We start from the raw sequence: 18,537 nt of genomic DNA, 5'->3' as shown, positions 1-18,537 counted from the left end.
AGGATTTTCATCGTGCCAGCGGCACGTTCAGGGCCGTTGTTCATCGGGGCGGAGATGACTGAGTCAGCGTCTTATTCGTGCCAGGGTCGTCATCATTCTCGTCCCCGCCATCATCTTCGCCGCCTTCCTCGTCCTCGTTTATCTCATCACTGTTGACCATCGCCGCCTGAATCGCCTCGTCTTCCAGCACCGGATTAAGCGCCGCGCCTAAGGGCGATGTCGCCAGGCTGTCTGGCAACACCACGTGCGGCAGGGGTACTTCGGTGGTGGGTAACGGCTGCGGCGTTTTCATGAAGCTCAGTGCGGCAATCAGCAGCGTACACAGGGTGAAGAACAGATAGAGCAGGTTGCTGCCGAAGGGCTGCATCAATGTACCCACCAGTAAGGGACCGATGCTGGCCCCGATGCCAAATGCCATCAGCAGACAGGCCGTCAGGGAAACGCGCTGCTCGGCAGCCACCTGATCGTTAGCCAGGGCAACCTGTAAAGGATAAAGCGCAAACTGCACCATGCTGGCGACAAACGCGATACCCAGTACCCAGTTAAAGGGAAGATTTGGCAGCAAGACCAGCGGCAAACAGGCCAGCATCAAAACCAGTGAGATATAAAACAGCAGTCGCTGGCGGTCATAGCGATCGGACAGCCAGCTGAGCGGAAACTGCGAGACGAGTCCGGCGAAGATGGTCAGGCTCATAAAGATACCGGTCTGCGCGTCGCTGAACCCTTTGCTGCTGGCATAGACCGGCGCCAGACCATAGAACGCGCCGACCACCATGCCGGTTAACAGGGTGGTACTGAGCAACTTAGGAATGGTGCGAATAAAATAGCCCAGCTCCATCGGTGCAGGCGACATGGGCCGGACGTGCGTGCGCGTCGTCAGCGCAATGGGCACCAGACAAAGCGCAAAGCAGAGCGCCACGATCAGGAGCGTGTTAATACCAAACCCGCTTTGCAGCGTCAGGACCACCTGACCGCTGCTTAAGCCAAGGTAGGTCGCCACCATATAGAAGCCAAAAATCAGGCCGCGCTGGGAAGATTCCGCCTGGTCATTGAGCCAGCTCTCCAGCACCATGTACTGACACATCATGCACAGGCCGATAATCAGACGCAGGAAAACCCACAGCGGTATAAAGTCCGTCAGCCCGTGCCCTATTACCGAGGCTGTGATAATCCCGGCGCAGGCGACGTAAGCGCGAATATGGCCGACGCGGGCAATCAGGTTGTGTCCCACTTTTCCACCAATCACCAGGCCAATGTAATAGGCGGCAATAATCGCGCCGATTAAGGCACCGTTTACCGCTTCATGCGCCAGGCGAAGTGACACATAGGTGGTCAGCAAGCCCGAACCCAGCAGCATTAACAGCGTCGTGGTATAAAGCGGCAGAAATGTTCTGAGTATTTTTCGCATAAGACTCCCTGTCTACCCCGTTGGTCGGTGTCCTGTCAGAGTTAACCATAGTTGATTTTGTCACGGTTTAGGTCGGGACAATTCCGACTATAAAAAAAGCCCGTAAACCGCATGGCTTACGGGCTGCTGACTCAGGCGTTAGGGAAGGTAATACTGTTTCCCGGTGCCTCACGATGAAGATGGATAAAGTTAAGATGGCGTTCGTATTGATCGAGGATATCAATAATCACCTGTTCTTTGCTGTAGTCCATCAGGTCATTGCCCTGACTGCCTTCCAGCAGGAAGGTTTCCAGCCGGTAATAGGTCGATTTTCCGCTACGCGCGCGGTAGGTAAAGCCCGGTATAGAGTACTGCTGAGGCCAGACCTGATAGAGGAAATCCTGCTCCTCGCCCAGCTGCACCCGCAGGTCCAGATAACCCAGGGGATGTTCGTCATTGGCCGCAACCCTGTCCAGCGTAACCTTAGCCCCGCGCAGCTCCAGCTCTTTCGCCACTTCCTGCATGGCGGGGAAGAGGGTTTCTTCCATCATCTTCAGCGTGTAACGCGAGCCAGGATAGTTCATCAGGCGCGACAGGCGTTTTTTCCAGGTCAGACGATCGGTCGCATGGGCCAGATAGGGTGCAGTTTCACGTGAAGCACTGGCGCGGCGGTAATCTTCAACCTTAAGTGATTTATACAACCCCGCCATCACAAAGAAGATCACGAAGCTAAATGGCAGCCCCATGATAACCGTCGTGTTTTGCAGCGCGGTAATGCCGTTGGTCATCAGCATACTTAACGTCAGGACACCGATGGCTACCGACCAGAAAATACGCAGCCAGTTGGGGGCATCACTGTTAATGTCTTTCAACTTTGAGGTGAAGTTACCTAACACCAGCGATCCGGAATCCGCTGAGGTGACGTAGAACAACATGCCGGTAATGGTGGCGACCGATGCGCTCAGCTTAAACGCCGGATACTGCGCCAGCAGGCTGTAGAAGCCACGTTCGGCGTGCGTCATGACTTCCTGTGCAAAACCGGCGTCGCCGTGAATAATTTCATACAGGGCCGCGTTACCGAATACGGACAGCCACAGCAGCGTAAAGGTAAAAGGAATCACCAGCGTACCAAGAACGAATTCACGGATGGTACGGCCGCGAGAGATACGCGCCAGGAACAGGCCGACGAACGGCGACCAGGCAACCCACCAGGCCCAGAAAAACAGCGTCCAGCTGTTCATCCACTGCGTTGGCCGGTCAAAGGCAAAGGTGTTCAGCGTCATGCCCATAAAGCGGTTGATGTAGTCTCCCACGTTAAGCACCAGCGCATTCAGCAGGAAACTGGTGTTGCCTGCAAACAGAACAAACAGAATCAGGCAGAGCGCCAGGGCGACATTCAGTTCCGACAGAATACGGATACCTTTGTCCACACCGGAGGTCACTGAAATGGTGGCGATAACCACCGATAAAACGATCAGCGCGGTCTGGGCAGTTAACCCTTCCGGAATATCAAACAACACTTTCAGCCCGTAATTGAGCTGCACAACACCGATGCCAAGCGTGGTGGCGATACCGAAAATCGTGCCGATAACGGCGGCGATATCAACCGTGTGCCCAATCGGCCCGTTGATGCGCTTGCCAAAAATGGGATACAGCGCCGAACGAATGGTGAGCGGCAGATTATACCGGTAGCTGAAGTAGCCAAGCGCAATCCCCATCAAGGCATACATTGACCACCCGGTTAAGCCGTAATGGAACAGCGTCCAGACCATCGCCTGGCGGGCCGCCTCCATGGTCTGCCCTGCACCTTCCGGCGGCTGCATATATTGCGAAACAGGTTCGGCTACCGAGAAAAACATCAGGTCGATACCGATACCGGCAGCAAACAGCATCGCCGACCAGCTCAGTACACTAAACTCTGGCTTTGACTGCTCCGGCCCCAGCTTGATTGAGCCGAAACGGGAACAGGCCATGTAAATCACAAACACAATGTAGAGCGTGGCCGCCAGCATGTAATACCAGCCGAACGCGGAAGATACCCAGTTGACTGCCTTGAGGATCCAGCCTGCGGCTTCATTACTGAACAAAATGGTGATGAGTGAAAAGGTCAGAATCAATCCCGCCGATGTATAAAACACTACAGGATTGATTCTGTCTTTTTCACTACTAGGTGGACTCGTCATCGTTTACCTCTGGTTGTTGGCGTGTAAATTTTGCAAGGGATCATCCTGTTTGGATAATCCGGCGTCCCGGCGTCGTGTGTTTTTACGCTTCGTTTCCTGCTGTTACATTCTGGTCAAAACTAGCAAATCTGCCACACTTACCGCTTCACTTACTCAACTTTTAGGACACATCATCCTAACAAGGATTCTATTTATATTGAACATCCAATCAAAAAAAGTTTAAATAGGGGTTCGGTTTCAGGCTGGAGTGAGAGTCATGCCAAAGGTAGGGATGCAGCCAATACGACGTCGGCAGCTGATCGATGCAACGCTGGGAACAATTAATGAGGTGGGTATTAATGATGCCACCATTGCCCAGATTGCACGGCGCGCAGGGGTTTCAACGGGCATCATCAGTCATTACTTCAAGGATAAGAACGGCCTGCTGGAAGCCACCATGCGCGATGTGACGCGTCAGCTACGTGAGGCGGTCGCGAGTCGACTGGCGTCCCTGACAGAGGCCTCCGCAGAGGTCCGGCTACGCGCTATCGTTGACGGCAACTTCGACGAAAGTCAGATCGAACGTGCGGTAATGAAAGCCTGGCTTGATTTCTGGTCGAGCAGCATGCATCAGCCGCAGCTCAAACGTCTGGAACGGGTCAGCCACCGGCGGTTGTTTTCCTCTTTAGCGGTTGAATTTCGCCGCCAGTTACCAAAGGAAAAGGCCCGTCTTGCCGCGTACGGGCTGGCGGCCATGATCGACGGTCTGTGGTTACGCGCCGCGTTGAGTGGCAAGCCGTTTGACGCCGCCACCGCCCGAACACTGACCACCCAATTCATTCGTCAGCAGTTAGCTGGCGAACACGAGTAACGGAACCAGGAGAAATTATGTCCCGATTCAACGAGCAACAACTCTACATCAATGGTACCTACGTTGCCGCCACCTCTGGAGAAACCTTCCAGAGCATCAATCCGGTCAACGGTGAGGTTCTGGCTGATGTTCAGATCGCCGGACGCGAGGATGTCGATCGTGCCGTCGCCGCTGCCAGAAAAGGACAAAAGATCTGGGCAGCGATGACCGCAATGGAACGTTCACGCATTCTGCGTCGTGCGGTTGATATCCTGCGCGAGCGCAATGATGAGCTGGCTGAGCTGGAAATGCTTGATACCGGTAAGCCGTTCAGTGAAACCTCCAGCGTGGACATCGTGACCGGTGCCGACGTACTGGAATATTACGCTGGGCTGATCCCTGCGCTGGAAGGCCAGCAAATTCCGCTGCGTGATACCTCGTTTGTTTATACCCGCCGCGAACCGCTGGGCGTTGTTGCGGGCATCGGTGCCTGGAACTATCCGATCCAGATCGCGCTGTGGAAGTCAGCGCCTGCTCTGGCCGCCGGCAACGCCATGATCTTCAAGCCCAGTGAAGTCACGCCACTTACGGCCCTGAAACTGGCTGAAATCTACACGGAAGCGGGCGTGCCGGATGGCGTGTTCAACGTGCTACCGGGAACCGGCGCGGTGACCGGCCAGCTGCTGACCGAACATCCTGGCATTGATAAAGTCTCGTTCACTGGCGGCGTCGTCAGCGGTAAGAAGGTAATGGCGAACGCGGCCGGTTCTACGCTGAAAGACGTTACGATGGAGCTGGGCGGTAAGTCACCGCTGATCATCTTTGATGATGCCGATCTCGATCTCGCCGCGGATATCGCCATGATGGCTAACTTTTACAGTTCAGGCCAGGTATGTACTAACGGCACGCGCGTGTTTATTCCCGCCGGGCTGCAGTCGGCGTTTGAAGCCAAAATTCTTGAGCGCGTTGCGCGCATCAAAGCGGGCGACCTGCGCGATCCTGAGACTAACTTTGGCCCGTTGGTCAGCTTTAGCCACCGCGACAACGTCATGCGCTTTATCGCCTCTGGCGTCGAAGAAGGCGCACGTCTGCTGTGTGGCGGAAAACGCTTAACGGGCGAAGGCTTTGATCAGGGCGCCTGGGTTGAACCCACCGTATTCAGCGACTGCCGTGACGAGATGAAGATTGTCCGTGAGGAAATCTTTGGTCCTGTGATGTCAATTCTGAGCTACACCTCTGAAGACGAAGTGATACGTCGGGCCAATGACACCGAATTCGGTCTGGCTGCCGGCCTGGTCACGCAAGACCTTAACCGCGCGCACCGCGTGATCCATCAGATTGAAGCCGGTATTTGCTGGATTAACACCTGGGGTGAATCTGCCGCCGAAATGCCGGTTGGTGGCTATAAGCACTCTGGCGTGGGACGTGAAAACGGCCTGATGACGCTGCAAAATTACACCCAGGTGAAGTCGGTTCAGGTAGAACTGACGCGTTTTCAGTCTGTATTTTAATCCCCCTACCTGAGGAGCGACGAATGGAATTTGATTACATTATCATTGGAGCCGGATCCGCAGGGAATGTCCTGGCTACCCGACTGACCGAAGACAGCAATGTGAATGTCTTACTGCTGGAAGCGGGCGGCCCCGACTATCGTTTTGATTTCCGAACCCAGATGCCTGCGGCACTGGCTTACCCTTTACAGGGAAAACGTTATAACTGGGCCTACGAAACGGAACCTGAGCCTTACATGAACAACCGCCGGATGGAGTGTGGCCGAGGCAAAGGCCTGGGCGGTTCATCACTGATCAACGGCATGTGTTACATCCGCGGTAACGCCATGGATCTGGACAACTGGGCGTCCATGCCCGGTCTGGAAAACTGGAGCTACCTGGACTGTCTGCCCTACTACCGTAAATCAGAAACCCGTGATACGGGCGCCAACGATTACCACGGCGGAGAGGGTCCGGTCAGCGTGACCACGCCGAAGAAAGGCAATAACGTTCTGTTTGAGGCGATGATTCAGGCAGGCGTTCAGGCCGGCTATCCGCGTACCGATGACCTTAACGGCTATCAGCAGGAAGGCTTTGGTCCAATGGACCGCTTTGTCACGCCTGAAGGTCGTCGTTCAAGCACCGCGCGCGGCTATCTGGACAGGGCGAAAAATCGTGCCAACCTGAAAATCGTTACGCATGCCACGACCGATCGCATTTTGTTTGAAGGCAAGCGTGCAATAGGTGTCGAGTACCTGATCGGCGACAGCAATACGCTGCATACGGTTCACGCCCGCCGTGAAGTCTTGCTGTGTGCAGGGGCCATTGCCTCCCCTCAGATCCTGCAGCGTTCCGGCGTGGGTTCAGCCGAGTTGCTGAACCAGTTCGATATTCCGGTGGTACATGACCTGCCAGGCGTGGGTGAAAATCTGCAGGATCACCTGGAAATGTACCTGCAGTACGAGTGCAAAGAGCCGGTTTCGCTCTATCCGGCGTTGAAATGGTGGAACCAGCCTAAGATTGGCGCGGAATGGCTGTTTAACGGCACCGGCGTCGGGGCAAGCAACCAGTTTGAGGCAGGCGGATTTATTCGCAGCCGCGAAGAGTTTAGCTGGCCGAATATTCAGTACCATTTTCTGCCGGTCGCGATTAACTATAACGGGTCAAATGCGGTAGATGCGCACGGTTTCCAGTGTCACGTTGGCTCTATGCGGTCGCCGAGCCGGGGTCATGTGCGCCTGAAATCGCGCGATCCACGTCGCCATCCTGCGATCCTGTTCAACTATATGTCTCATGAGCAGGACTGGCACGAATTTCGCGATGCCATCCGCATTACGCGTGAGATCATTAATCAGCCGGCCCTGGATAAATACCGCGGACGTGAAATCAGTCCGGGCATTGAATGCCAGACCGATGAAGAACTGGATGAGTTTGTCCGTAATCACGGCGAAACGGCCTATCATCCCTGCGGCACCTGTAAAATGGGCAATGACGAGATGTCGGTCGTTGACGGTGAAGGCCGCGTTCACGGACTCCAGGGATTACGCGTTGTCGATGCCTCAATTATGCCGCTGATCATCACCGGTAACCTGAATGCGACCACCATTATGATCGGTGAAAAAATTGCCGACTGCATTCGTGGACTTGATGCTCTGCCACGCAGCACGGCTGACTACTATGTGGCGGGCGAAGCGCCCGTTCGTACGGAACCCGCGCGCCCAGCGTAAGGTTTTCTACGACATCAAAGCCGGACTGCTGTCCGGCTTTTTTTTTGCCGAAACGCAACCGTGCCTAAACCCCAGCAATATTGACCTGATATTTGTCAAAAACCCGAACAAACAGGCTGTGCCTGGGGCGGTTTTAATGATATAACGCTACTGTGTTCATTACCGGAGGCTTTCCCCGTCCACTGAAGAGAAGCAACAACGTGGATGCATTGTTTAATTATGAGCAGGATGTTCATTACTCTTTTTACCCCCCTTTTTACCCTCGCACCTGTCAGCGTTAACGCCGTCGATCAGCACTGGCGCAGCGCCCTTTAGTCCCCTTTCTGCCAGCCAACTTCTTTTCTGCCGTTGCGTTACGCATCACGGTAAATCATGACGTCGATTGATGGAGAAAACCCATGCGCGCCTGGGGATTATTAGTACTCGCTATTGTTACGGAAATTATAGGTACCCTGACTATGAAATGGTCCAGCCTGAATCAGAGTCAGCTGGGTTATGTGGTCATGCTGGGGATGATTGCCTGTTCTTATTTTTTTTTGAGTTTCGCCATCAAGCGCATTGCGCTGGGTGTGGCTTACGCGCTCTGGGAGGGCATTGGCATTCTGCTGATCACCTTATTTAGCGTGCAGCTTTTTGATGAAACCCTGTCGTTAATGAAAATCTGCGGTTTGATCACGCTGATGACGGGCATTCTGCTCATTAAAGTCGGCAGCGGTGAGGTGAAGGAGGCAGAACATGATCCTGCCTGATGTGATCCATTTTGCCTGGCTGGCACTGGCGGTCCTGCTGGAGATAGCCGCAAATATTTTGCTTAAGTACAGCAACGGCTTTAAAAAAATCCTCCCGGGAATGCTGTCTCTGGCCTGCGTGCTGCTGGCGTTTAGCGCGCTGTCTCAGGCGGTTAAAGGCATCGATCTGTCGGTTGCTTACGCCCTGTGGGGCGGCTTTGGTATCGTCGCGACCGTGGCAGCAGGATGGATACTGTTTGGTCAGCGGCTCAACCTCAAGGGCTGGGTGGGGCTTGTGCTGTTATTGCTGGGCATGATCATTCTGAAACTGGCCTGATAACAGGGGGACGCTGACGTCCCCTTTTTCATCTTTATCCCTGGATTCGCAAAAACATGCCCGCACGTTCTGGCAGCAATGCCGGTTCGAAACCATAACGGGCATAAAAACCCGGCGAGCCATGACTGGCAATCAAACTGATGTAGGCGGAGGGCGGCGCATGGCGCGCTATCCAGGCCATTAACGCCGTCATAATACGATCGCCCACCCCCTTTTTATGATGTTGTGGCAGCACAGCAATATCGGTAATGACAAAAAAGCAGCCTCCGTCGCCAATCACTCTTCCCATGCCAACCGGCGCGTCCTGATGGCAAACCACCACGCTGTACAAACCGTTTCTTAACCCCGTCTTTGCGGCCTGTTCCGTTTTGTCACTTAATCCTGCGCTCACTCTGATGTGGCGATAGGTTTCTACAGACGGTATTTCTTCCCGAATGATATAGTCCACGTTACTGACCCCCTGGTAATATAAATATCCAACCCTTCTCGGTTTGATTGATATTAATGGTGAAAAAACGCGAGATATAACGATGATTTCTGCGCCAAAGGGTGAGTTAAACTCACCTGTAGCAGGCAACCGCCTGCCCTCGTTAATGGCGCTGCGCTGTTTTGAAGCGGCGGCGCGTTTCGAAAGTTTTGCCCGTGCAGCAGACGAACTGCATCTTACGCCCGGTGCTGTCAGCCGGGCGGTGCGCGTACTTGAAGAGGATTTAGGTGTTGCGCTGTTTGCGCGTCGTAACCGGAAAGTCTGTCTGACAGAAGCAGGCGAACAGCTGGCTGACGCGGTCAGTCACGGCTTCGCCATGATCTCCCGCAGCGTAAACCGCTTACGCGCGGGAACGCGCCAGCGCGTGCTGTCATGTGAGCCCACGTTATTAATGCGCTGGCTGATTCCACGCTGGGGCGATTTTGAGGCGCGCTTCGGTAAAAATGAAATCCATCTGGTCGCGGCCAGTGGCGCATTCTCGTTTGATCAGGGGATTGATTTTGCGCTGCGCCGCAATGATTTTACTCACGTATCGCCCTGCCATATCGAACACTTGTTCAGGGAAAAGGTGGGACCGGTCTGCCGCCCCGATCGCGTCACGGTCTGGTTCGACAGCGAGCGTCCGGGTTTGAATCCGGACGCGCCTTTACTGCTCTCCAGAAGCCGCCCGGAGGCGTGGCAGGTCTGGGCGACGGCGATGCAGATACCGGCTCCCGTTAACGTGCAGCAGTGTTTCGAACATTTTTATTTTAGCCTGCAGGCGGCGGTAGCCGGGATCGGCGTAGCCATTGGACCCTGGCCGCTCGTTAAAGATGATATTCAAAGCGGCATACTGGCCGCACCAATGGGGTTTGTGGAAGATGGCTCAGAGTATTGCCTGTTCTCGCCTGAGGTCGCAAAGGCAGGAACGCTTGAGCGCGACCTCACAGACTGGCTGCACGAAATCAGTGGAACAGCGTAATCGTCGCTCGCGTTGTCGCCTCGCGCCTGGCCGGGGCTTAGCTGTATTGCACCAGCATCTGCAATGCCTCATCAAACTGCCCTTTCGCTTCGGCCTCGCGAAAGTAGCGCACGCGTTCCACACAGACTTCGGTGGGCGTTGTGCCGCTGTGCAATAACGTCATAACCTCATCGGCGAAGGCATCAAGCGGCATGCTGTCAGGATCCTGAGACTGCCCGGGCGCTAACTCGGTTTGCACCTGTGGCGGGATAATCTCAATCACCTCAACCTTCCCTTTTAACAGCGGCCGAAGGGCTGCGGTATAGGAGTGAAGTGCCGCTTTAGTGGCGCTGTAGGTCGGCGAAGCAGGGAAAGGGACAAATGCCAGCCCGGACGACACGTTAATAATAGCCGCAGCGGGCTGAGCACTCAGGTGATCGATTAGCGCATCAGTGAGCCTGACGGGCGCAATAAAATTGGTTTCGGTCATTCTCACAACATCGCTCAGGTCGCGGCGTGAAGTGATGTCCTCAGGGCTAAAGACGCCAGCATTGTTGACTAAAACATTCAGGTGCGGATACGTCTGGAGCAGCAGAGGAATGGCGTGACTGACGTCATCCGCATCGGTGACATCTAAAACCCAGGTCGCTATGCCTTCTCGTCCGGCCGCCGCTTCGTCCAGCGCGTCCTGACGACGTCCGGTAATAATCACCTTGTTCCCGGCGTCATGCCAGCGATGCGCCAGTGCGCGCCCAATGCCCGTTCCCCCACCGGTGATCAACAATGTATTGCCGTGCTTATTCATCTTGCGTGCTCCCGTTTGAACCGCCATAAATAATCAGCGAGCGCATTATCTCGCCGATTAATTATTAACCACAGCGTCAGAATCCTCTCACTTTTTTCTCAACGGGTGGACTTAACCACCACGTTAGGGCTTAGTTACCGCCTTAGTGCAAGTATAACTAACTGATTAACGGGGTTTTACCATGTCTGCGACACGAGGTTGGTCCACGGAACTGGAGGGGTTACGCGGCATCGCTTCTCTTTGGGTACTGCTGGGACACATAAGTCTGCTTATCCATTGCCATATTACCTTGATCTCCTCACCCGGCATTGGCGTGGATCTCTTTATCCTGCTTTCGGGCTATCTGATGGCAAAAAACTATGTGGAACGCCAGCACAAGGAGCCCTGGCAACGCGCGGAAACCATTAAAAAATTCTGGTTACGCCGTTTTTTCCGCATTGCCCCGCTTTATTATCTGCTGCTGGCGGTTGCCCTGATCTATGGCCCCTGGTTTGGTGAGATGCGCGATACCATTGCCCAGTTTTATTCCGGGACCGCAACAGAATCCTCACGCTATGCGGATCAGTCGTTCATGAACGTGCTGACGCATCTGTCATTCCTGTTTGGCGTGCTGCCCGCCTATGGATTCAATACCACGCTGCCCGACTGGAGCATTGGGCTGGAAATGCAGTTCTATCTGCTGTTTCCGTTTATGATGCTGGCGGTGATGCGCTTCGGTTACGCGACCGCCCTGCTAAGCATGATGGCGCTGAGTTGCGCAGGCCGTTACCTGCTGCCCGACTACTATGAAGCCTTTGAAATGCCGTCAATGATTCTGATTAAACTGAATATGTTTATTTCAGGCATGCTGCTGGCTGAAGCGGTACGCCGTAAATCCCTGCTGTACGTGCTGTTTGCCCTTGCCGGACCGGCCGTAAGCGTGCTGATTGGGCTGGGTGCCATTAAGCTGCAGGTGATGCTGGAAGCCTTTATGATTATCGGTATGGCGGCCGTGCTCTGGCAGTATCAGGAAAGCAGCCTGATGGCAAAACTGATCCGCATTCCGCGTAAGGTGTTAAACAACCGTCTGAGTACATGGCTGGGCGATGTGTCGTTTTCGGTCTACTTGCTGCATCTGCTGATCGTGATCCCGGCCATTGCGCTGTTGCTCAATCAAACGGACATTGAGTATCAAAATGATCTGACGCGTTTTTTGATTGTTTGTGCCGTATCGATTCCGGTGACCTACGCGCTGGCATCATTACTGTTTAACTGTGTGGAAAAACCGGGAATAAAACTGGGCAAGAAGTTTCTGGCGCCCAGGCCTGCACGCTGATGAAAAGATGGCTCGCACTGGCGAGCCATTTTTTTACTTCACAATGCTTTACCCACGTCGTGCTGCCTCTCCCTTACATGCTCATCCGGTGATTCCGGCGTATCTGCGATGCTGCTGTGCGTCTTTAATCCCGCATAATGGGCGGGATCGGCCCTGCTGTGCGTCAGACTTTGCGCCGTTGCGCCGAATGAAATGATCAAAAACAACCAGGCCACTGCTAACGGTTTCCTCATTGTGCTTTCCCATGCTGTGAATGGAGTCGCTATAGTGAAGAAACTGGCGTAATGAACTGTCTGATAAACTTAAAATTCATGTCAAGATTGTTACCCCGATCACATATTTATCGGACGTATACGCGCTGTGTTCGTCGCACAGGCACACCTTACCCAACGCCGTCACTTCAGAGTTTGATCTGTTGGGTAGCGTGACGGGATCACTGATGAGCAACAGAGTGGCGAGCGCAGATCCAGGCCCGCTACGAGGTCATGTCTGCCCTTCGCTGCCCGTCGATCCGGGTTAGTGGCAACCACCATTTAAATTTATGATTTAATAAAAAACGCCCCCTCAACCTGACTCAATACATCAACCCATTGCATATTTTTCGGCCATTACCTTACGATATTCAAGACATAACAAAAATATCGTCATCTATTGATTAAGATCATTTTTTAAATTCAAAATAATAATATTAACGATACTTATGTAAATTTTGGCCTTTTTGTTAATCATTTTCCTGACGCGTGCCGATAGAGAACAAAACAGCAATCCATCGGGAACATATTTATGAAAATCTCCACTCGTCTTGCAACCGGTTTCGGTTTGTTAATTTTGCTTTCCATTATCTGCACCTCTGTCTCACTTAACTCGCTGCATAACGCTAAAACCGGAATGGATGAGGTCGTGAATGTCAAAATGCGGAAGTACCAGTTGATTCTTGATATGCGCGGCGAACTCAGGGATTTGGCGATAGCCGTGCGAAATCTGGCCTTGTTGAGCGACGTTAAGGAAATGCAGCCTGAATGGGAGCGTCTTGAAGCGCAAAAAAAACTGTTCGCGGAAAACCGTGAAACGCTCGAGGTGATCATGCAGAGCCAGTCCACGGCTGAAGAACAGGCTGCCTTAAACCACATTAAAGAACTGGAAGGCACGGTGATGAGCGCTTTCGAAGCTGCCGGGCAACTGGGGCTGAAGAATGAGCGAGATGAAGCGACGCGTTATCTCATGGAGACCTTGCGCCCCTTGCAACGCAATATGCTGGATGCGCTAAACAAAACCACAGAAATTCTCATGCATAACAGCCGCAACGCGGTGGAAGTTAACAGCGTGGCAACCAGCCGGGCGTCCTTGACGCTGGTGTTTTTATCCGTGCTTTCCGTGCTGTTCTCCATCGCCACCGGCTATGTCATCACCCGGGTATTAATGCGCCAGTTGGGCGGTGAGCCTGCCCAGGCCCAGGAACTGGCGGCCGCGATTGCCTCGGGCGATTTGACCGCCAGCGTCACGCTCCGCCGTAATGATTCCACCAGCCTGCTGGCTTCACTGGATGGTATGCAGGCTAAACTGCGTGCTCTGGTGTCAGAGATCAAACAGACCTCGGGTAACGTTGCGCTGGCAGCGGAAGAGATCGCCCAGGGGAACACGGAGCTGTCCTCCCGGACCGAACAGCAGGCCGCCGCCCTGCAGGAAACCGCAGCCAGTATGGAACAGCTCACCGCCACGGTGAAAAGTAACGCCGCCGGTGCGCAAAGCACTGCATCAACTGCCCGTGAGACCGCCGTGCTGGCGCGCAGTGGCGAAAGCGACGTACACCGGATGTCGGAAACCATGAACGACATTTCGCTGAGCGCGTCTAAAATTCGCGATATCACCGGCGTTATTGAGGGCATCGCCTTCCAGACCAATATCCTGGCCCTCAATGCCGCGGTAGAGGCCGCGCGTGCTGGCGAACAGGGCCGGGGTTTTGCCGTTGTCGCAGGTGAAGTCCGCACCCTGGCCCAGCGCAGCGCGACCGCAGCAAAAGAGATTAAGTCGCTGATTGAGCAAGCGGTTGAACAGGTTGGCAGCGGCGTCAAAGTCGCCAACGGTACAGGTGAAAGCATCCTCAAAATCGTCAGCATGGTCGGCGACCTGGCCAGCGCGATGGATGAGATCTCACTGGCCTCCTCCGAACAAATGCAGGGCATTTCTCAGGTGAGCGTCGCCGTCAGCCAGATGGACAGCGTCACCCAGAACAACGCGGCGCTGGTTGAAGAGTCATCCTCTGCTTCTCAGTCTCTTTCTGAACAGGCGCACGCATTACGCGGCATGGTAGAAGCGTTCCGGGTATAAGCCTGTCAGCACACGGCAGAAAGGCGTCGTCGCGCCGATCAGAACGCTGCCAACGCGTGACGGGGGCTGGGCCAGAACAGTGCGGCCTGGCCCCATCCCGCCTCATCGCGTCCGTCTGACTGCCAGACTTCGCCATCGTAGATAATGAAGCTTTTGCCCTGCTTATCGACACGCGGTCCGCTGTAGCCGGTGGCAATGCCATCGCGTCTGACAATATCCAGCAGGCGCTGTCGTGCTTCCCTGTCGAAAGGCCCGGCACTGAGTCGTGACGGCAGTTGCCGTATCTCTTCCGCACTGTATTTGAAGCAGTTCAGAGCACAACGATTGGCATAGACAAACACGGGATCGGCTGCGGTACTGTGGGCAAGAATGCTGTACGGCGCCTGTTCATGCAGCCACTGATAACGGTCATCGATATCATGAGGACAGTAAAGCCCATGTCCGGTGAGCGATCGGTAGCGTTCATCAATACGCTTCAGTAAGGTCAGTAGGGGTACAGTCGACACGATCATCTCCTTTGCAAGCGGCAGGATACGAGGAGCTAATGTGGCGGGATGCGCGCTGAAAATCAAGCACGCGCAACGGTGGAGAGGCATGACGCGGCAGTGCAGTCCCGGCACGCCGAGCTCAGGACTGCACTGCCGCGCAATGCACACTGGAATATTGACGACTCTCTCGCGCGATCCACAGGGTTATCCCTCACGGCATTCGATTCTCCTGGTTTGCCCTGTCTGCGCTAAAGACAGCCAGCCTGAACGCGAACCCAGGCTGGCTGACGGGCGCTCTAGCTCAACGGCGGCCAGAAGGCTTTATTTGCCTCGATAAGATCGTCGAGAATCGCTTTTGCAACGGCGGCACTTGGTACCGTTTTAGATAAGGTAATGGCCTGCCATAACTTGTGCCGGGAGCGCTGTTCCCATGCCTCCACCACGAGCTTTTCGACCGCAACCTGCTGACTCATTAACCCCTTCTGGAAAGTCGGAATGTCGCCAACCTGAAGGGGTTCCGCACCGTTGCGCCCCACCAGACAGGGAATTTCCACCATAGCGTCCGCATCAAAGTTGGGGATAGCGCCCTGATTAGGCACAATGAGCAGCATACGCTCCTGGGTATTGAAGGCGATCGCGGTCGCCAGATCGACAATATAGGAAGCATGTTCGTCTATTTCCAACTCTCCGGCGGATGAATGCCCGGCATCGGTGATTGCCCTGCAGGCGCTGAACACCTGCTTTTCACGATGCTCCATGACCTCATTAGCGCGGGTGCGTTCAGGGTTGGAATGCGCGACCACATAATCTGGGAACAAATAATATTTCAGATAGGTATTGGGCAACGTCTGGGGATCCAGCGCTTGCACATCGCGCGCCTTCAGGAAAGTATCCTTCCAGCTGGACTCCACTGATGACGATACAGAGGGCGGAACATAGCCGTACTTTGCCACGTACTCACGCAGCTGTGGCATTAAATCATTCCCCTTCAAATCTTCAACAGCGGTCCACCAGCCAAAATGATTGAGCCCGTAGTAGCGCACCCGCATTTGCTTGCGGTCTTGCAGACCGACAATTTTTGCCATCCGACTTTCAATACCAATCGGCATGTCACAAATATTCAGGATTTTAGCTTCAGGTCGCAGGCGTCGCGTTGCCTCAGCCACGATGGCGGCCGGGTTGGAATAATTCAGCATCCAGGCGTCGGGTGAGTACTGTTGCATATAATCGACAAGCTCAAGGACACCGCCGATTGAGCGCATGCCATAGGCAATACCACCCGGCCCACAGGTTTCCTGGCCCAGAACACCATGACGCAAGGGGATTTTTTCATCTTGCTCACGCATGGGATATTTACCCACCCGAATATGCGCCATGACAAAATCGACGTCGCTGAATGCTTCCTGCGGATCGGTGGTATAGCTGAACACAATGTCAGGTGCCTGTTCCTGCAAGATAATCTTACAGGCCCGGGCAATGGTTTCCTGACGGGCCGCGTCATTGTCGTAAAACTTCAGCTGGCGTAAAGGAAAGCGGTGCCGGTTCGCCAGGAGCATTAGCACAATACCCGGCGTAAAGGTGCTACCGCCGCCCGCAATTAAAACTGAGAATGTCTTCATAAAGGTTTCTCCATGGTAAGTGTTGCTTCAGACCGGGCCGGGTCTTTCATTTGGCTTTCAAGTTGCTCGCGCACCTGGGGGACCTGTAAGCCCACAATGACCTGAATACTGTTGCCACGCCGGACGACACCGTGGGCGCCCAGCGCCATAAACGCGGCATCGTTCTGCGTTTTGGCCTCATCGACCAGTGTTATCCGCAGGCGCGTGGCGCAGTTGTTGATGCTGGCTATATTGCTGGCCCCACCCAGCGCATTCAGAAAACCCCAAGCCTGATCGCGTTGCGGGTTATGCCCGCCCGGGGAAGCTGGCGCTGCTCGCGCTGCCCGATAGTCGGCCTTGTTGTAAAGCCTGACGTCACTGTCCTCTCGACCGGGTGTTTTCAGGTTCAGCCGCAGGATGAGTTGGTGAAAAACCACGAAGTAGAGCCCCGTGAAAACCAGGCCTATACCGATTTGGGTAAAGATCATGCCGGCATGGTTAGGGAACATTGGGATCCAGTTTTGCGGCAGAAACTGGTCCAGTAAGCCGCCACCGTAGTTCCCCACCACACCGCACATATACATTGCTGTCGCCATGCTGGCGGCCAGCACAGCGTGCACCGCAAACAGCAGAGGCGAAATAAACAGGAAGGTAAACTCCAGGGGTTCAGTGATGCCGACCAGAACGGCTGTCAACGTGGCCGGAATTAACAACCCTGCGACTTTGACCCGGTGACGCGCTGAGGCTGTCGAATAGAGCGCCAACGCAATACCCACTGCGCCGAAGACTTTTGCGTTGCCATGAAGCGCGAAACCGCCCTCAGGAAACAGTTGTTTGAGTGGTTGCGTACTCTGGCTGAAGGCCTGCAGATGCTCTGCCCAGTAAACCTGGATGCCGCCTTCAACCACTGCCGGGCCAAAGATAAAAGGCCCATAAATAAAGTGGTGCAGTCCTGTCGGGATCAGGATACGTTCCAGAAAGGTATAAACCCACACGCCAACCGCGCCCGCATCGCGTAAAAACTGTTGAAGCGACTCGATGCCCATTTGAATTTTGGGCCAGCCAAACAGCGTTAACCAGGCACAGGGGATCATCGCTAAGAAGGCAACAATGACGACAAAAGATGAGCCCTGAAAAATACCCAGAAAAACCGGAAGCGGTTTTTCAAAATAACGATTGTGCAGAGCCGTCACCAGACCGGCAATGACGATGGCACCGATGATGCTGGTATCCAGTGTTTTTATCCCCGCGATCATGGCCAGTCCGCTTCCGGCTTCTGTTCCTTTGGAAAAATCGACGGCAAAAAAATCGCCCCAGGTGCTGCCCATGGCATTAATTAAATAATTCCAGGTTAAAAAACTGACGACAACGGCCAGACATGCTCGCCCCTGAGCCTGTTTTGCCAACCCCACCGGGAGGCCAACCGCGAATATTAACGGCATGTTTCTAAAAACCGTCCATCCGCCCTCTTCAATAATGAAGACAATTTGATTAAATAAACTCTCTGGATGCGTTAATGCTTCCCCTACAAATAAAGGGTTGCGTAACATAATGGAAAGACCAACGATAATGCCGGCGAAGGGAAATAATAATACCGGCGTAAACATGGCGCCGCCAAAGCGCTGTATTTGACTGAGCATTTAAGTTCCTCACGTAACGATTCTAAGGATATATCGTTAAAGTCAATGTAAACGCAGCCAAAATAAGGCAGTCACGCCTCTGGCAGAGTGGGACATTAACGACTTCGTGAGCGCCCTCATGGTTTTAATTTTCATCATGACGTCTATTTTCATGGCAATAACTAGACATCTCACAGCGCGGCTAAAGGAAATAAAAAATTTATTTATTTATCCCCCTGCACGCATTAACTTTATGCCAGGCCTGTTGACGGTTAT

16 protein-coding genes are annotated in these 18,537 nt (G+C 54.0%); 8 read left to right on the top strand and 8 right to left on the bottom strand.

All coding sequences use genetic code 11. From position 1 onward, the window contains the following. Positions 1–40 precede the first annotated feature (40 nt). Both NXS97_RS22905 and NXS97_RS22900 read right to left on the bottom strand, forming a co-directional pair. Positions 41–1,408, bottom strand: a complete 1,368-nt coding sequence (locus tag NXS97_RS22905) for an MFS transporter (protein ID WP_019105112.1) — start codon at positions 1,406–1,408, stop codon at positions 41–43. A gap of 131 nt (positions 1,409–1,539) precedes the next feature. After that, positions 1,540–3,570 (bottom strand): choline transporter, encoded by a 2,031-nt coding sequence (locus NXS97_RS22900; RefSeq protein ID WP_014593861.1) that lies wholly within the window; start codon positions 3,568–3,570, stop codon positions 1,540–1,542. A gap of 256 nt (positions 3,571–3,826) precedes the next feature. Here NXS97_RS22900 and betI point away from each other — a divergent pair, with 256 nt between their 5' ends. The 5 genes from betI to mdtI all read left to right on the top strand — a co-directional run bounded on the left by betI (position 3,827) and on the right by mdtI (position 8,681). Continuing rightward, the gene (betI, locus tag NXS97_RS22895) at positions 3,827–4,420 is read left to right on the top strand and encodes a transcriptional regulator BetI (protein ID WP_014593862.1); all 594 of its coding nucleotides are present in this window, start codon (positions 3,827–3,829) and stop codon (positions 4,418–4,420) included. Positions 4,421–4,437: 17 nt separating this feature from the next. After that, positions 4,438–5,910, top strand: coding sequence for a betaine-aldehyde dehydrogenase (betB, locus tag NXS97_RS22890; RefSeq protein WP_013026044.1), 1,473 nt, complete (start codon positions 4,438–4,440; stop codon positions 5,908–5,910). A 23-nt stretch (positions 5,911–5,933) separates the two neighbouring features. Next, on the top strand, positions 5,934–7,616 hold the full coding sequence (gene betA / locus NXS97_RS22885) for a choline dehydrogenase (protein WP_116219766.1): 1,683 nt from the start codon (positions 5,934–5,936) through the stop codon (positions 7,614–7,616). Between the two features lie 398 nt (positions 7,617–8,014). After that, complete coding sequence (mdtJ, locus tag NXS97_RS22880; RefSeq protein WP_014593863.1) at positions 8,015–8,365, top strand: multidrug/spermidine efflux SMR transporter subunit MdtJ; 351 nt, start codon at positions 8,015–8,017, stop codon at positions 8,363–8,365. After that, positions 8,352–8,681 (top strand): multidrug/spermidine efflux SMR transporter subunit MdtI, encoded by a 330-nt coding sequence (gene mdtI / locus NXS97_RS22875; RefSeq protein ID WP_013026047.1) that lies wholly within the window; start codon positions 8,352–8,354, stop codon positions 8,679–8,681. Before mdtJ ends, mdtI begins: the two co-directional genes overlap by 14 nt. Positions 8,682–8,715: 34 nt before the next feature. Here the strand turns inward: mdtI and NXS97_RS22870 are convergent, their stop codons facing one another. Then, positions 8,716–9,129 carry a GNAT family N-acetyltransferase gene (locus NXS97_RS22870; protein WP_013026048.1) on the bottom strand — a complete coding sequence of 138 codons (414 nt, stop codon included), beginning with the start codon at positions 9,127–9,129 and terminating at the stop codon, positions 8,716–8,718. Positions 9,130–9,211: 82 nt separating this feature from the next. Between NXS97_RS22870 and NXS97_RS22865 the strand changes: the two genes are divergently transcribed. After that, positions 9,212–10,129, top strand: coding sequence for a LysR family transcriptional regulator (locus NXS97_RS22865; protein WP_116219788.1), 918 nt, complete (start codon positions 9,212–9,214; stop codon positions 10,127–10,129). A 37-nt stretch (positions 10,130–10,166) separates the two neighbouring features. On the opposite strand, the gene NXS97_RS22860 is transcribed toward NXS97_RS22865, so the two are convergent. Beyond that, complete coding sequence (locus NXS97_RS22860) at positions 10,167–10,913, bottom strand: SDR family oxidoreductase (protein WP_014605689.1); 747 nt, start codon at positions 10,911–10,913, stop codon at positions 10,167–10,169. A 181-nt stretch (positions 10,914–11,094) separates the two neighbouring features. Between NXS97_RS22860 and NXS97_RS22855 the strand changes: the two genes are divergently transcribed. Further along, positions 11,095–12,228 (top strand): acyltransferase, encoded by a 1,134-nt coding sequence (locus NXS97_RS22855; protein ID WP_014605688.1) that lies wholly within the window; start codon positions 11,095–11,097, stop codon positions 12,226–12,228. Positions 12,229–12,266: 38 nt separating this feature from the next. Here NXS97_RS22855 and NXS97_RS22850 read toward each other — a convergent pair whose 3' ends face one another. Further along, a complete protein-coding gene (locus tag NXS97_RS22850) occupies positions 12,267–12,461 on the bottom strand; it encodes a hypothetical protein (protein ID WP_014605687.1) in 195 nt (64 codons plus the stop codon). A 550-nt stretch (positions 12,462–13,011) separates the two neighbouring features. Between NXS97_RS22850 and NXS97_RS22845 the strand changes: the two genes are divergently transcribed. Further along, complete coding sequence (locus NXS97_RS22845) at positions 13,012–14,556, top strand: methyl-accepting chemotaxis protein (RefSeq protein ID WP_013026053.1); 1,545 nt, start codon at positions 13,012–13,014, stop codon at positions 14,554–14,556. 38 nt (positions 14,557–14,594) lie between these two features. Here the strand turns inward: NXS97_RS22845 and NXS97_RS22840 are convergent, their stop codons facing one another. The 3 genes from NXS97_RS22840 to NXS97_RS22830 all read right to left on the bottom strand — a co-directional run bounded on the left by NXS97_RS22840 (position 14,595) and on the right by NXS97_RS22830 (position 18,282). Then, the gene (locus NXS97_RS22840; protein ID WP_181901418.1) at positions 14,595–15,068 is read right to left on the bottom strand and encodes an MEKHLA domain-containing protein; all 474 of its coding nucleotides are present in this window, start codon (positions 15,066–15,068) and stop codon (positions 14,595–14,597) included. Positions 15,069–15,340: 272 nt separating this feature from the next. After that, complete coding sequence (locus tag NXS97_RS22835) at positions 15,341–16,663, bottom strand: 6-phospho-alpha-glucosidase (protein WP_116219767.1); 1,323 nt, start codon at positions 16,661–16,663, stop codon at positions 15,341–15,343. Beyond that, positions 16,660–18,282, bottom strand: a complete 1,623-nt coding sequence (locus NXS97_RS22830) for an alpha-glucoside-specific PTS transporter subunit IIBC (protein ID WP_013026056.1) — start codon at positions 18,280–18,282, stop codon at positions 16,660–16,662. Before NXS97_RS22830 ends, NXS97_RS22835 begins: the two co-directional genes overlap by 4 nt. Between the last annotated feature and the right edge of the window lie 255 nt (positions 18,283–18,537).

Source organism: Pantoea sp. B623 (assembly GCF_024814475.1).
GTDB classification, from domain to species: domain Bacteria; phylum Pseudomonadota; class Gammaproteobacteria; order Enterobacterales; family Enterobacteriaceae; genus Pantoea; species Pantoea ananatis.
Note: the sequence above shows the minus strand (reverse complement) of the source record. Positions and strands in the feature narration are given on the sequence as shown.